The organism is Luteolibacter luteus (genome assembly GCF_012913485.1).
In the GTDB taxonomy this organism is placed as follows: Bacteria; Verrucomicrobiota; Verrucomicrobiia; order Verrucomicrobiales; family Akkermansiaceae; genus Haloferula; species Haloferula lutea.
The window spans coordinates 850,515-864,363 of record NZ_CP051774.1; the positions used below are offsets into that span (position 1 = coordinate 850,515).

Here is a 13,849-nt window from a genome sequence, read left to right on the forward strand (position 1 = left end):
TCGTTTGCCAGGGATTCACCGCTTGCTGTGTAGGTTCCTTCTACGATGAGCCGGATCCCTTGCACGAAATGCGGAGCGATGATTCTTCCTGCAACTGCTGCCGCGAATGATGGTCTTTGTGCCCCTTGCCACCAAGGCCGGGGCAAGTGTGAAGCCTGCGGAATCTCCATGCAGCGCTCCAACGGCGGCCCGATGATCTGCCACCGGTGCCGCGAGGCAAAGGAGATCGCCGGGATCCCTCTCCTCCAGACGGATTGGGAGAGTTTCGAGGATATCAACTGGGACCGGATCGCAATCAACTACGAACTGCTAGGAAGGGAACAGCTGCGGCTCTTCGCCGAGCAGCAAGGTGAGGACACTATCTATGGCCTCGTGTTCCAGCTTTCGCAGAACTACCTCCTCGAAATCCATATCAACACCCTGTCGGGCATCGCAGGAATCCCGGGAAAGATGCGCCAGATCGCCAACTGGGGACAAGAGCTCAGCGACGATGGGTGGCGCGAGAAAGTCGGCCTATGGTATACCCCGGCTTGGAAGTTCGATTGCCTGGGCATGACCTTTCAAGGCGAGCTCTCGGCGGTGGACGATTTCCACTATCGCCTCTTCGAAGAACTTCATGATGACTCCGGGGGTGGGGCGCAGCTCGATGAGGCCCGGCTCAAGGCCATCGCGGCCATCCAATCCTCCCCGGAGTATGCCTCTATCCGGAAAGCCGTGAATTTCCGCTTCTACATCGCGGATGACGACGGCTTGGATTATCACACGAAGGAGCACATCGGGAGCTGACGAAGGAATGACATCTTTCCGCGAAGACTCCTCGCCGGAGATTGCGTAGAGAGCGGTCATCATGAAATCCCTGCGTCTCCTCTTCCTCATCCCCGCCCTCGCATCGGCCCAAGAGAGCATCGAGCGACTCGATCCTGCGCTGGATGCGATCATCGCGCCGGACGCGAAGATCGAGACACTTTGCAAGGGCTTCGACTGGGCGGAAGGACCGGTCTGGGACCAGAAGAACAACCGCCTGCTCTTCTCCGACGTCCCCCGCAACACCATCTACCAGTGGAAGGAAGGCGATACCGAGGCCTCCGTTTTCATGAAGCCTTCCGGCTTCACCGGGGTAGGCACCTATGGTGTGGAGCCCGGCTCGAACGGTCTCGCGATGGATGAGAAGGGCCAGCTCTATGCCTGTGAGCATGGTGACCGCCGCGTGTCCTACCTGACTCCGGGCGGAGGCAAGCGCACCCTCGCCGACAACTACAATGGCAAGCGCTTCAACTCTCCCAACGACCTGGCCATCGCGAAAAATGGCGACGTGTATTTCACCGATCCGCCATATGGCCTTCCCGGCCGCGAGAACGACACCGAATTCAAAGAGCTCCCTTTTAACGGCGTCTTTCGAGTGACACCGCAAGGCGTGGTCTCCCTGATCACCCGCGATCTCGACCGCCCGAACGGCGTCGCCCTTTCGCCCGACGGCAAGATCCTCTACGTGGCCCAATCGCACGGCCCGCTGCCGGTGATCATGGCCTATCCGCTGAAGGCGGATGGCAGCGCGGAGCCCGGGAAGGTCTTCTTCAATTGCAAGGAGCTCAAGGGCCCGGGTGCGCCGGATGGCATCAAGGTGGACTCAAAGGGCAATGTCTTCTCCACAGGCCCCGGCGGCTGCCTGATCTTCAATCCGGATGGCAAGCTGTTAGGCCGTATCCTCTGCGGACGTCCGACCGCCAACATCGCCTTCGGCGAAAACGGCACACGTCTCTACCTCACCTCTGACGACCGAATCCTGCGGGTCTCGCTCGCTCATTGAGCGGGGCGCGGAGAACGGCTGCTGCGATACGGCTTTCCCAAGCGCTTCTGCCCGGGGATCGCTCGCAGGGGGATCTTTCGGCGGAATCCGGGACATCAGCTCCACTTGGGCAGCAGGTCCCGCTCGCTGTCGAAAGAATGCCATTGCTTACCCATGGCTCTCAACAGGATCAGGGCCGCCTCGTGTGAAGCCTCCAATGCCTTACCTGCGGGTGCACACCCGGCCATCCGGGAAAGCGCGACAAAGACCGCTTCACGCATCCCCCAAGAGTCGGCCCAAGGGCGGTTCTCCCGGATCACATCGGGCGGAATCCACGTCAGGATCGCCCATGCGCGATAGGCACATAGACAGGCCCAAGCCTCGGAGAATCGCAGCTCATCCCGCGCCAAGGGAAAGCTTCTCGCAAGCTCGTCACGGAAACACTTTCGCATCTCTTCGACCAAAGCCACCGGCAAGGGACAGAGCACGTTCCACGCAGTGATATCGTAGAGCGCGTGACGGAAGCCTCCGTATTCAAAATCGATCAGCCGTGGACCTGCCTGGCTGAAATGATTGTTAGAAGGGGCCGGATCCCCGTGGCTGAAAGCAAGGAATCCCTCCGCGTCCGCATAGGCAGCCGCGATGAATGCGAGGCTATCCGCAAAGCCCGCCGGACATTGGCAACCCAAGGCCTCGAACCAAGCGAAGATCTTCTCGCGGCTGACTAGCCAATTCTCCGCCTCCTTCTTCCGGCCCAGTCCCGACCCGCCGGGGAGAGAAGAACGAATCGCATCAAAAGCGTCCTCCTTCCCCACTGTGGACGAATGCAGACGGGCCATCCGGGAAGCAAGGTCCCGGAGAGCAGCCACCACTTCCGTCGGATTGCCTCCCGTCAAGATCCCCTGAAGGTTTCTACCCTCCCCTAGATCCCCCATCAAAAAGAGGCGGCTCACAGGATCCCCGCCAAGAAAGCGGGGCACCAGTTCATGTGCTCCAGGCTGGCCTTCGAGAAAAGCCAAGCTCGCCCAATCGGAAAAACCACGTTCCGGCTCCTCCTTGATTTGTTTCAAGATCAGCGAGGGGATTGCTGCGGCAGAGGATTCCACCTTGCAGCGCAGGACGCGGCTGCGCCGCCAATCCTTGATCACTACGGGATGCGAAAGGACCACGGGACATCCGCTGCTTTCCTCAAAGGCAAGCTCAGCGCGGGAAAGCAGATCAGCGAAGTCCCCAGAGTCCTCCATGCTACTCCTTTCTCGCTTCCTCCATCGCCTTCACGATCCTCTCCGGCGCGAGATCGGAGAGGTTATTGTGCCGGCCACCCGGGATCTCGATATAGCGGACCACAGCGGGGAATTCCCTCGCCAAGGTTCGCGACATCTCTACCGGGATCGCCTCATCGTCATCTCCGTGGAGGATGAAGACAGATGCCTCGCCGCGGCTGGAGATCTCCTTCAGCCGTGCCCGATTGTCGAAGCGATGGAGCACGAGAGGCCCCAGATTCACACCGAGCATCACCTTCGTCATCTCCATGGTGCTGGTGAAGGGCGTGAGGATCACACCGCGGCGGATATCAAACTCATCCGCGCCCATGAGGCAGACCGCGGCACCCAGGCTGTGGCCGAAAAAACGCAGCTTTCCCTGATCCGCCGGTAGCGTCCACCCGAGCTGCGCCATTCCCGCCGGCACCACGGCCTCCAAGCTGTGGCGGATCGTGGAAGGATGCGCTTTCCCGGAGCAGGCCCCGTAGCCGGGGATATCGATCATCAACCAGGCATCCTGCGAGGGCGCATTCTCCCTCAGCCAATCCGACCACTCCAAGGCGAGTGTGCCATTTCCCCCGCAGACGAGCCAGAGCCGTTCCGGCTTCGGAGTGGCCGAGAGGAGGTAGGCCTGCTGCTTGCCCTCCTTCGTCTCGTAATTGATCACCGTGGTCCCGGGCTCGGAGGCCCAGTTTGCCACATGATTGTTTCCGTAGGGCCGGGGAAAATAGATCAGCTTGTTCTGGCAACCCATCAGGAGCAGCAAGAGCCCCGCAATCGGCACGAAGATCCAGAAGAACATGTGGCGCAAGATGCGGGACCGGGTAGCCATGGTGGAAGGATTAATAGGGAACAAAAGCTCACGAAGCTAAGGAATGCCGCGGCATGCCCGAAAATCGAAAAACTTTGGCAGATCATCGCCATAACCGATGAATCCTGCTACCCGGCACCGGAATGCTGACACTCATTCTTGCGAGATCCCCCTCCTTCCGCTTGTAATCTCGGGTCATGAAAACCCCGCTCCTCGCCTTCCTTTTGTCGCTTCCCCTCGCCGCGCAGGATCTTCCGTCGATCGCGCTGATGAAATCCGCGGCTGACAGTTTCCTCGGCTCGCTCGACGAGTCAAAGCGCGAGAAAGCCGTCTTCCCCTTTGACGGGGACCAGCGCGAGAACTTCAAGTTCACCCCCCAGCAGCGGGTCGGCCTGCCGCTGAAGGACATGGACGAGAAGCAGAAGGACGCCGCCATGAAGCTTCTGGAGGCCGCCCTCAGCGACAAGGGCAAGCTCAAGGCCATGCAGATCATGACGCTGGAAGGCGTGCTGCGGGAGATGGAGAAAAACCCCGAGTATCGCGATCCGGGCAAATACTACGTCTCGATCTTCGGCAAGCCGGGCGATGAGAAGGGCTGGGGCTGGAAGTTCGAAGGCCACCACCTCGCGCTCAACTACACGGTCGTCGGCGGCAAGGAGATCTCCGTCACGCCATCTTTCTTCGCCGCAAATCCGGCCGAAGTCCGCCAGGGCGAACACACCGGCCTGCGCGTCCTGAAGGCCGAGGAAGACCTGGCAATGGCGCTGGTGAACGTGCTGCTGGAAGGCGGCAAGAAAGAGGTCATTTTCAGCGAGAAGGCTCCGGGTGAAATCCTCACCGCGGAGAACCGAAAGGCCACCGCATTGGAATCCGTGGGAGTGCCCGCTGCCGACATGAGCGAGGCCCAGAAGAAGGCGCTGCTCGAACTGATCACTGAATACACCGGACGTCACCGCAAGGATCTGGCCGATGCCGATATGGCGAAGATCGAGAAGGCCGGCATCGACAAGATCCGCTTCGGCTGGGCCGGCGGGACCAAACGCGGCGAGGCATGGTACTACCGCATCCAAGGTCCGACCTTCCTGATGGAAGCCGCGAACACCCAAAACAATGCCAACCACATTCATGCCACCTGGCGTGACTTCGAAGGCGATTTCGGCCGCGACATCCTTTCCGAACACTATCACCAGCACGAGAAGGACCACGGCGATCACCAGTGATCGGCTCCCGAACGCTTGCGCCGACGCGTTAAGCGTTCTCCTGAGCATCCTCGGGGTCTTGGAGAGCGCCTGAATGCACGCCGGACCGCCTGCATCTGCACTTTTGCCGCGATCGACCGCCCTGCCCCAGCACCTCTGGCAGCGGCGGTCCAAGCTCGATTGGCCCTGAAGAATTGCCCGAATCGGGTCAGGGCCAAATTTCCGCGAAAGATTTCCCGGGATTCCGGTAAGGTTCTGTGGAGATGTCCGCCGAACCGCACAATGCCGAGGAACAGATCGTGGGGCTGATTGCCCGGCACCAGCCGGAAATCCACCGCTACGTGCTATCCCTGCTGCCTGACCGCATGCTGGCGGACGATGTGGTGCAGGAGACGAATCTGGTGCTGTGGCGGAAGGCCGCGGAGTATGATCCGGCCCAGCCTTTCCTGCCGTGGGCCTTCACCATCGCGCTGTATCAGGTGAAGGCGGCACGCCGTGATGCGGGTCGCGATCGCCATGTCTTCGACGACTCGCTGGTAGAACTGCTCGCCGCGGAGTGCCTAGAAGAACACCAGGGCGATCTGGACCAAGCGCTGGAGAAGTGCCTCCAGGAGCTACCCGAACGCCAGCGGCAGCTGATCCTGGAGCGCTATGCACCCGGCTCCTCCGTCCAGGATCTGGCGGCGGCACGGAAGCAGACGCCCACCGCCCTATCCCTCTCCCTGATGCGGATCCGCAAGGCCCTCGAAACCTGCATCGAGCGCAAGCTCGCCACGCCATGAAGGAAGACCGTCTCGACCTGCTCCTGCACGCGCTCTTCGAGGAGTCCCTCGGCACTGCAGAGCGTGAGGAATTGAACGCGCTGTTGATCGAGAGCCCGGAAGCACGCGTCCACTACCGGCATGCTGCGGCTCTTCATGCGGCACTGGCGCGGAAGGCAGCCGCTCCGACTTACTTCGAAGCCGCACCGGAAAAAAAGATCACCCGTTTCCCGAAGCCATGGCTTGCTGCGGCAGCCGCGGTCGCCTTGTTAGGGACAGCCACCGCGATCTTCGTCACCCGCCCGCGTGGACCGGTGGCGAATGTGCTGGAAGCCCAGGGCATTGCGTGGGCGGAGGGATCTCCCGCGCCTGCGAAGGGACGGGTTCCAGTTTCCGTACCGGTGGAATTCCGCAGCGGCTTCATCCGCCTCGGCTTCCCCAGTGGGGCCAGCGTGACCTTGGAAGGTCCCTGCCGCTTCCGTCTCGATGAAAAGGAGGCACTCACCGTGCTTCATGGTCGCGTCTCGGTTCACACGCCGGATGGCGCGGAAGGCTTCCGCGTCGATACGCCGGGTGGACGCTTCGTCGATCTGGGCACCGAGTTCGGTCTCGCGGTAGGTAGCGATGGCGCGGCACCGGTGGTGCTGACGGAAGTCTTCAAGGGCGAGGTCGAGGTTCAGACGGCCTCGCAGGACAGCAAGCGCCTGACCATCGGCCAGAGCGGTGCCTTGGTCCGTGAGTCGGGGCAATCGAAGCTTTTGTCCTATCTCGATGAGTCGCCGGTGATGCTGGTGAATCACACCAAGGAACTTCCCTTCAGCTCCACGAGCGAAGGGAACCTAGCACTGGGCAAGCCGGTCTTCAGCCCGGGCTATTGCACGCGCCCGCACGGCTCGGTCTTTCCTCCGGACAATCTCACCGATGGCCGCCTGAATGACAGCGGCGTGCCCGGCGATTGGTCCTTCTGGCTCGCACCGGATTCGGAGGACGGCGAGTTCACGGTAGACCTCTTGGAGCCCTCGAAGATCGGCCGACTGTCGATGCAGAACACGAACAACCGCGGCAATGACGACCGCGGGATCCGGACCTTCGATGCCTACGGGTCGATCGATAACAAGACCTTCTTCCCGCTCGTGAAGGGCGAGATCCCGCGCGTGGAGAAGGATGACGGCGCGGAATTTCCCTTCCACGACTTCAGCTTCGATTCCGTGGAGGCCCGCTACGTGAAGGTGGTGGTGACCAGCCACTATCGTCACCTCAAGCGCCCCGCCAATCATCCCTGCCAGGGCGGCGGCCTGAACGAGATCCGAATTTTTGCCCGATGAGCCGGAAACCCAAGGCATGTCGTTCCGGCTGGAGCCGGGGAAAACTGGCGGCTTCGTCGTCGCTGCTGCTTCTGTTAGGGAGCAGCGCCCGCGCGGAAGTCGACTTCGCCCATGACGTCCGCCCCATCCTCAATTCGCACTGCACGGCTTGCCATGGCGGCGTGAAGGAAGCGGGCGAGGTATCCTTCATCTACCGTGACAAGGCGCTGGGGAAAGGGGAATCCGGCAAGCAGATCATCGTCCCCGGAGATCCGGATGGTTCGGAGATGATGGCACGCATCCTCTCCACGGATCCGGATGAGGTGATGCCAAAGCCCGAGCATGGCCCGCCGTTGCCCGCGAAGGAAATCGAGACGCTCCGCCAATGGATCAAGGAAGGAGCCAAGTGGGGCGAGCACTGGTCCTTTGTCGCGCCGATCGCGCACACCGCACCGGAGGTCAAGGATGCAGCATGGCCGAAGAATCCAATCGACCGCTTCCTGCTCGCCCGCATGGAGAGCGAAGGCCTAAAGCCATCGAAGGAAGCGGACAAGGCCGCGCTACTACGCCGGCTTTCGCTCGATCTCACCGGCCTGCCGCCCTCGGTGGAAGAGCTGGATGCCTTCCTTTCCGACGCCGCTCCCGATGCCTATGACAAGCAGGTCACGCGCTTGCTTTCCTCAGCCCGTTTCGGCGAGCGCTGGGCCAGCGTGTGGATGGATCTGGCGCGCTACGCCGACTCGGAAGGCCTCGGCCTGGACAAGCGTCGCGACGTCTGGAAGTACCGTGACTGGTTGATCTCCGCTTTTAACAAGGACCTGCCCTACAACGAGTTCACCATCGAACAACTCGCAGGCGATCTCCTTCCCCATCCGAGCCTCGACCAACGCATCGCCACCACCTTCCACCGCCTCTCGCAGGCGAACAATGAGGGCGGCACCGATGACGAGGAGTTCCGAGTGGTGGCGGTGATGGACCGGGTCGCGACCACTTGGGAAGTCTGGCAGGGTGTCACCATGGGTTGCGTGCAGTGCCACAGCCATCCCTACGATCCGATCGAGCATGCCGAGTACTACCGCTTCATGGATTTCTTCAATCGCAGCGTGGACAATGACGTACCGGAGAATCATCCGGTCATCCAGGTGCCGCTCGATCCTGCGCGCCATGCGGAGGCCGGGGAGCTGGAAAACAAGATCCGCTCACTGGAGGAGGATATCTTCCAGGTCCGCCAATCGCTCGCCTCGCGCACCAAGTGGACGGAGACCAGCGGGATGAGCGGCAGCAGCCAGAAGGCCAAGCTGGAGGTCGTGAAGCATGAGGGCGTGGAGGAATTTCGCACCATCGGTAATGTCTCCGCCGGTGCGGTCCACACCCTGGACATCCCGAAGCCGGGTGGAATGAACACGCTCACCGCCTTCCGAGTGGAGATCCGCCCGGTCGATGAAGCCAAGGCGCTACATACGCCGGAGTGGGGTGCGATGCTCAAGACCATTCAGATCCAACTGTTGGATGCCGAGGGCAAGGCCAGCGAGGTGCCTCTGGCCGAGATCATCGCCGATGAAGCGCACCCGATCTTCGATCCCAACCGCTCGATCAAGGGCTCGAACCGCGGCTGGGGCCAATACACCAAGATCTTCAAGCCCCGCCACGCGATCGTGACGCTGAAGCAACCGCTCAGCCTGCCGGAGTCGAGTTCCCTGCGGGTGATCCTTTCCCACGCCACGGACTCGGCGGGCGGTGCCTATCCGCTGATCGCGAAGCGCGGCCGCATCGCCCTCACCGATGAGGCAGGATGGACCACGCAGCACCCGGAGCTCGATGCGAAGAAGGGTGAACTCTCCGAGGCAAGGAAGGCACGGAAGGCGATTCCTTCGACGACCACTCCCGTCATGGAGGACCTGCCACCCGCCCTCGCTCGTGAGACACGGCTTTTCATCCGTGGCAATTGGATCGACAAAGGCGAGGTCGAGAAAGCGGGCACGCCTGCCGTATTTCCTCCGCTCGAGATCGAGGGCGAGCCGAACAGACTCTCGATGGCCAGATGGATCGCCTCACCCAAGAATCCGCTCACCGCACGTGTCGCCGTGAACCGCTTCTGGCTGGAGATCTTCGGCACCGGCATTGTCCCCACGCCGGAGGACTTCGGCTCGGCGGGCGAAAAGCCAACCCATTCCGAGCTGCTCGACACCCTCGCGGTGCGCTTCCAGGGCGAAATGAGGTGGAGCATGAAGACGCTGCTGCGTGAACTCGTCAGCAGCGCCGCGTATCGCCAGGATGCCACGCTCACTCCAGCTCTCGAGGAACGCGATGCCGGCAACCGCCTGCTCGCCCGCGGCCCGCGCCAGCGCCTAACCGGTGAAATGGCTCGGGACAACGCACTCGCCGCCGGCGGCCTGATCACGCAGCGCGATGGCGGTGCGCCGGTTCATCCGCCGATCCCCGGCGGCGTCTGGAGGCCATTCGATTCCGACGACGCATGGAAGACACCTGAGACTGGAAATCCGGAGCGCTACCGCCGATCCGTGTATGTCTACTGGAAGCGTAGTATCCCCTATCCTACCTTGGTCACTTTCGATGCTCCTTCCCGCGAGCTCTGCTCGAAGCGCCGCATCCTTTCGAACACCCCGTTGCAATCGCTGGCGGTGCTGAATGACCCCGCCTTCCACGAGTGTGCCCAGGGTCTTGCCCGCCGGATGAAATACGATGCCAGCGGCAGCATCGATGACCGGCTTTCCCGCGGCTATCGCATCGCGACCTCCCGACAGATCACACCAGACCGCCTCAGCGAACTGAAGAACCTCTTCACCAAGCTCGAAAAGGATTACGCCGCCCAGCCCGAACTGATGAAGGGCATGGCTGGCACTTCCGATGGAGCCGCCTACACGGTCGTCGCCTCCGTCCTCCTCAATCTCGATGAAGCCCTGATCCGCTAAGCCAAGATCATGTTCCCGGAACTCAAAGCCCAAAAACTCCAGCACATCACCCGCCGGCGCTTCCTGCGCGATTGCCCGGCTGGCATCGGTGCCTTGTGGATGGCCTCTCAGGGACTCTCCTCCGCAGCGGGAAAGCTGAAGATTTCTCATGATCCCAGCGCGCCCCTAGCACCGCTGCTGCCCGGTTTCGCGCCGAAAGCAAAGCGGGTGATCTACCTGCACATGGATGGGGCACCGAGCCAGCTCGAGCTCTTCGACTACAAGCCGCAGCTGGTGCGCCACAATGGCAAGGAGTGCCCGAAGGAGTATCTGGAAGGCCAACGATTTGCTTTCATCCAAGGAGTGCCGAAGATGCTCGGTCCGCAGTTCGAGTTCAAGCAGCACGGCCAATCCGGAGCATGGGTTTCCGACCGCCTGCCGGAGCTGGCGAAGCACGTGGACAAGCTCTGTTTCATCAAGACGATGCAGACGGACCAGTTCAACCATGGTCCCGCGCAGCTCCTTCTCCACACCGGGAACCAGAACCTCGGCTATCCCGCGATGGGTTCCTGGCTGACCTGGGGGCTCGGCACGGACAACCAGAACCTGCCCGGCTTCATGGTGCTGATCTCCGGCGGACGCTTCCCGCGCGCGGGTGCCTCGCTGTGGGGTAGCGGCTTCCTGCCCTCCGTCTATCAGGGCGTGCAGTGCCGCTCCGCGGGCGACCCGATCCTGAACACGACCAATCCCGCCGGGATCAACCGCGAGGTCCGGCGCGCCGCGCTGGATACGCTGGCGAAGCTGAACACGAAGGCGCATCAGGACTTCGGTGATCCGGAAACGATCACCCGCATCGCCCAGTACGAGATGGCTTACCGCATGCAGGTCTCGGTCCCGGAGGTCATGAGCATCGCCGATGAGCCACAGTACATCCACGAGATGTATGGCACTCAGCCGGGGAAGGATTCCTTCGCGAACAACTGCCTGCTTGCCCGCCGTCTGGCGGAGAATGGAGTGCGCTTCATCCAGCTCTTCGATTGGGGATGGGACTCCCATGGCTCGAATGCCGGGGAATCGCTCAACGATGGCTTCGTGAAGAAGTGCCAGGATATCGACAAGGCTATCGGGGCGCTGCTGACCGATCTGGACCAGCGTGGCATGCTGGAGGACACCCTGGTCATCTGGGGTGGTGAGTTCGGCCGCACGCCGATGCAGGAGAACCGCGGCGGCGGAAACGGCAATGCGTTCACCGGCCGCGATCACAATCCGAATGCCTTCACCATCTGGATGGCGGGCGCCGGTGTGAAGCCCGGCTTCACCTATGGCGAGACGGATGAAATGGGCTACCATGTCGCATCCAACCCGGTGCACCTCCGTGACCTCCACGCGACGATGCTCCACCTCTTCGGCTTCGAGCACCAGAGGCTGGCCTATCCTTTCCAAGGGCTCGATCAGAAGCTCACCGGTGTGAAGCCTGCGAAGGTGGTGAAGGGCATCCTCGCTTGAGCCATCCTTCAAGTTCACGCTCCCGCTTGCACAAGGTGAATCTCCGGGCGAGGCTGCGTGCGCTCCGGCGACGGAGGAAAACGCAGCCATGTCTTCTTCCATCACCCTTTCCGATGTCACGTGGCTCACTCCGGAAGGCCGCCCGGTCTTCTCCAATCTCAATCTGAGCTTCGGAACCGAGCAGGCTGGCCTCGTCGGACGCAATGGCGTGGGAAAGACCACGCTGCTCAAACTCATCACCGGTGAGCTTCGGCCTGCGTCAGGGAAGATATCCGTCCACGGAAGCTTGGGGCTACTGCGCCAGACCGTACAGGTCGATGCCCAGGAGAACATCGCAGATCTATTCGGCGTGGGCGATAGCCTCGCCCTCCTGCGACGCGCGGAAAGCGGCGAAGCCAGCATGGAAGAACTTCCCGACACGGATTGGACCCTCGAGGGCAGGATGCTCTCGGCACTTTCCCGCATCGGACTGGATGCCGAACCCGAGACGCTGCTGGCGAAGCTCTCCGGTGGCCAGCGCACCCGCGCCAGCCTCGCTGCAATGATCTTCGCCGAGCCGGACTTCCTGCTGCTCGATGAGCCCACCAACAACCTGGACCGCGAAGGCAGAAGCGCCCTTGTGAGCTTTCTTTCGAAGTGGCGTGGTGGTTCGATCGTGGTGAGCCATGATCGCGATCTACTCGAGACGATGGACTCCATCGTCGAACTGACCACGCTCGGTGCCACACGTTACGGCGGCAATTGGAGCCACTATCGCGAGCTGAAATCACTCGAGCTTTCCGCCGCGCAGCACGAGCTGGCCGATGCCGAGAAGCGCATCGCGGATGTAGCCAAAAGCGTCCAAACCACTGCGGAACGAAAAGCCCGCAAGGATAGCGCCGGCCAACGCACCGCAGCAAAGGGAGGCATCCCCCGCATCGCGCTGGGTCTGATGAAGAACCGCAGTGAAAGCACCAGCGGCGAAAATGCCCGCTTGGCCGAGCGCCTGCGAAGCCAAGCACAGGAAGCTGCCGCGTCAGCCCGCGAGCGCATCGAGATTCTCCAGCCGCTTTCCCTGGAGCTGCCCCCGACGGGTCTAGCTCCGGGCAAGGCCGTGCTCAGCGTGGACTCGGTGACGGTCGGCTATAAGGAGGGCATGCCTATCATCCGCGACTTATCCTTCGAGATCAGCGGACCGGAGCGCCTGGCAGTGAGCGGCGCGAATGGCTATGGCAAGACGACCCTCTTGAATCTCATCACCGGTCAGCTTCCGCCATGGAGCGGCAAGGCGAAGATCCACACCCGCTTCGCCATGCTGGACCAACGGGCAAGCCTCCTCGATCCGGAGATCTCCATCCGCGACAACTTCGCACGCATCAATCCGGACACCGATGAGAATGCCTGCCGCGCCTCGCTCGCACGCTTCATGTTCCGGGCAGATGCCGCCCTTCAGATCATTTCCACGCTCAGCGGCGGCCAATTGCTCCGCGCTGCGCTGGCCTGCGTGCTGGGTGGCCCACAGCCACCTCCCCTTCTGATCCTCGATGAGCCAACAAACCACCTCGACATCGACTCGATCGAATCCATCGAAGCAGGCCTCCGTGCCTATGATGGGGCCCTGCTGGTAGTGAGCCATGATGAGTCCTTCCTGGAGGCTATCGGGATCACACGTCGCATCGAAATCCCCGCACAGGGGATCACGCGCCCTTCGTGAGGTAATAGAAGACGTAGTGCTGGATCGTTCCCGCCAGCTCCTTCGTGTCCGCGTGGGAATACACCGCGCCGATCTTTTCCGCGGCTCTTCTTGAGCGCTGATTGTCCTTTCCGATGTGCAGCCACACGCGGTCCGCCCATTGATAGGCGTGATCCAGCATGAGGCGCTTCATCTCGCGATTGTATTCGCCGCCCCAGTAGCTGCGCGAGAGGAAGGTGAAACCGATCGCAATCTCCTTCTTCGCAGGATCCCAATCATAGTAGCGAGACGAGCCGATCATCTCGCTCGTCTTATTGTCGTAGACGACCAAGGTCCCGCGCGACTCCATCGCGTGATGGAACCATCGTTCGAAGACCTCCCGCTGGTAGCGCGTCGGCTCCGGATGTTGCTCCCAGATCAGCGGATCGGAAGCCACCGCATGCAGGGCTTCGAAATCAGATGCCAGCAGCGGACGTAGCGTGATAAGTTCACCTTCCAGGGTGGGCTGGAGATCGAAGTCGGGGCCGGGATTCATCGCTGGGCGAACTTGAAGGAGCCACGGCAGCGCATCAAGGGGGTCGGCGAAAAAAAATCCGCGCTGCGAGGGGTGGGATCGTCGCGAAACGTTGGTCCGGT

General features: G+C 61.8%; 11 protein-coding genes. 8 read left to right on the forward strand and 3 right to left on the reverse strand.

The window, feature by feature from the left end; all coding sequences use genetic code 11:
• The first annotated feature begins 168 nt into the window (after positions 1 to 168).
• Both HHL09_RS03335 and HHL09_RS03340 read left to right on the forward strand, forming a co-directional pair.
• A complete protein-coding gene (locus tag HHL09_RS03335) occupies positions 169 to 786 on the forward strand; it encodes a hypothetical protein (protein WP_169453070.1) in 618 nt (205 codons plus the stop codon).
• Between the two features lie 61 nt (positions 787 to 847).
• Positions 848 to 1,807: an SMP-30/gluconolactonase/LRE family protein gene (locus tag HHL09_RS03340; protein ID WP_169453071.1), complete on the forward strand. Its 960-nt coding sequence runs from the start codon at positions 848 to 850 to the stop codon at positions 1,805 to 1,807.
• A 95-nt stretch (positions 1,808 to 1,902) separates the two neighbouring features.
• On the opposite strand, the gene HHL09_RS03345 is transcribed toward HHL09_RS03340, so the two are convergent.
• The gene (locus HHL09_RS03345) at positions 1,903 to 3,030 is read right to left on the reverse strand and encodes a phosphotransferase (RefSeq protein WP_169453072.1); all 1,128 of its coding nucleotides are present in this window, start codon (positions 3,028 to 3,030) and stop codon (positions 1,903 to 1,905) included.
• Between the two features lies 1 nt (position 3,031).
• Complete coding sequence (locus tag HHL09_RS03350; protein WP_169453073.1) at positions 3,032 to 3,880, reverse strand: alpha/beta hydrolase; 849 nt, start codon at positions 3,878 to 3,880, stop codon at positions 3,032 to 3,034.
• Between the two features lie 176 nt (positions 3,881 to 4,056).
• Here HHL09_RS03350 and HHL09_RS03355 point away from each other — a divergent pair, with 176 nt between their 5' ends.
• From HHL09_RS03355 to HHL09_RS03380, 6 genes are all read left to right on the forward strand, one after another.
• A complete protein-coding gene (locus HHL09_RS03355) occupies positions 4,057 to 5,079 on the forward strand; it encodes a DUF3500 domain-containing protein (protein WP_169453074.1) in 1,023 nt (340 codons plus the stop codon).
• Positions 5,080 to 5,321: 242 nt separating this feature from the next.
• A complete protein-coding gene (locus tag HHL09_RS03360; RefSeq protein ID WP_169453075.1) occupies positions 5,322 to 5,840 on the forward strand; it encodes a sigma-70 family RNA polymerase sigma factor in 519 nt (172 codons plus the stop codon).
• Entirely contained in the window at positions 5,837 to 7,144 is a 1,308-nt protein-coding gene (locus HHL09_RS03365) for a discoidin domain-containing protein (RefSeq protein ID WP_169453076.1), read from the forward strand. Before HHL09_RS03360 ends, HHL09_RS03365 begins: the two co-directional genes overlap by 4 nt.
• Complete coding sequence (locus tag HHL09_RS03370; protein WP_169453077.1) at positions 7,141 to 10,056, forward strand: PSD1 and planctomycete cytochrome C domain-containing protein; 2,916 nt, start codon at positions 7,141 to 7,143, stop codon at positions 10,054 to 10,056. Before HHL09_RS03365 ends, HHL09_RS03370 begins: the two co-directional genes overlap by 4 nt.
• 9 nt (positions 10,057 to 10,065) lie before the next feature.
• Positions 10,066 to 11,541, forward strand: a complete 1,476-nt coding sequence (locus HHL09_RS03375) for a DUF1501 domain-containing protein (RefSeq protein WP_169453078.1) — start codon at positions 10,066 to 10,068, stop codon at positions 11,539 to 11,541.
• Positions 11,542 to 11,629: 88 nt separating this feature from the next.
• Positions 11,630 to 13,234 carry an ABC-F family ATP-binding cassette domain-containing protein gene (locus HHL09_RS03380; protein WP_169453079.1) on the forward strand — a complete coding sequence of 535 codons (1,605 nt, stop codon included), beginning with the start codon at positions 11,630 to 11,632 and terminating at the stop codon, positions 13,232 to 13,234.
• Here the strand turns inward: HHL09_RS03380 and HHL09_RS03385 are convergent.
• A complete protein-coding gene (locus tag HHL09_RS03385) occupies positions 13,218 to 13,748 on the reverse strand; it encodes a GNAT family N-acetyltransferase (protein WP_169453080.1) in 531 nt (176 codons plus the stop codon). The genes HHL09_RS03380 and HHL09_RS03385 overlap by 17 nt on opposite strands.
• Positions 13,749 to 13,849 lie beyond the last annotated feature (101 nt).

What these genes read in the sequence shown, in the direction of transcription:
- HHL09_RS03380 (WP_169453079.1), top strand. Translation starts at nt 11,630, where the DNA reads ATGTCTTCTTCCATCACCCTTTCCGATGTCACGTGGCTCACTCCGGAA.
- HHL09_RS03345 (WP_169453072.1), bottom strand. Translation starts at nt 3,030, where the DNA reads ATGGAGGACTCTGGGGACTTCGCTGATCTGCTTTCCCGCGCTGAGCTT.
- HHL09_RS03355 (WP_169453074.1), top strand. Translation starts at nt 4,057, where the DNA reads ATGAAAACCCCGCTCCTCGCCTTCCTTTTGTCGCTTCCCCTCGCCGCG.
- HHL09_RS03350 (WP_169453073.1), bottom strand. Translation starts at nt 3,880, where the DNA reads ATGGCTACCCGGTCCCGCATCTTGCGCCACATGTTCTTCTGGATCTTC.
- HHL09_RS03360 (WP_169453075.1), top strand. Translation starts at nt 5,322, where the DNA reads ATGTCCGCCGAACCGCACAATGCCGAGGAACAGATCGTGGGGCTGATT.
- HHL09_RS03335 (WP_169453070.1), top strand. Translation starts at nt 169, where the DNA reads ATGCAGCGCTCCAACGGCGGCCCGATGATCTGCCACCGGTGCCGCGAG.
- HHL09_RS03375 (WP_169453078.1), top strand. Translation starts at nt 10,066, where the DNA reads ATGTTCCCGGAACTCAAAGCCCAAAAACTCCAGCACATCACCCGCCGG.
- HHL09_RS03370 (WP_169453077.1), top strand. Translation starts at nt 7,141, where the DNA reads ATGAGCCGGAAACCCAAGGCATGTCGTTCCGGCTGGAGCCGGGGAAAA.
- HHL09_RS03365 (WP_169453076.1), top strand. Translation starts at nt 5,837, where the DNA reads ATGAAGGAAGACCGTCTCGACCTGCTCCTGCACGCGCTCTTCGAGGAG.
- HHL09_RS03340 (WP_169453071.1), top strand. Translation starts at nt 848, where the DNA reads ATGAAATCCCTGCGTCTCCTCTTCCTCATCCCCGCCCTCGCATCGGCC.
- HHL09_RS03385 (WP_169453080.1), bottom strand. Translation starts at nt 13,748, where the DNA reads ATGAATCCCGGCCCCGACTTCGATCTCCAGCCCACCCTGGAAGGTGAA.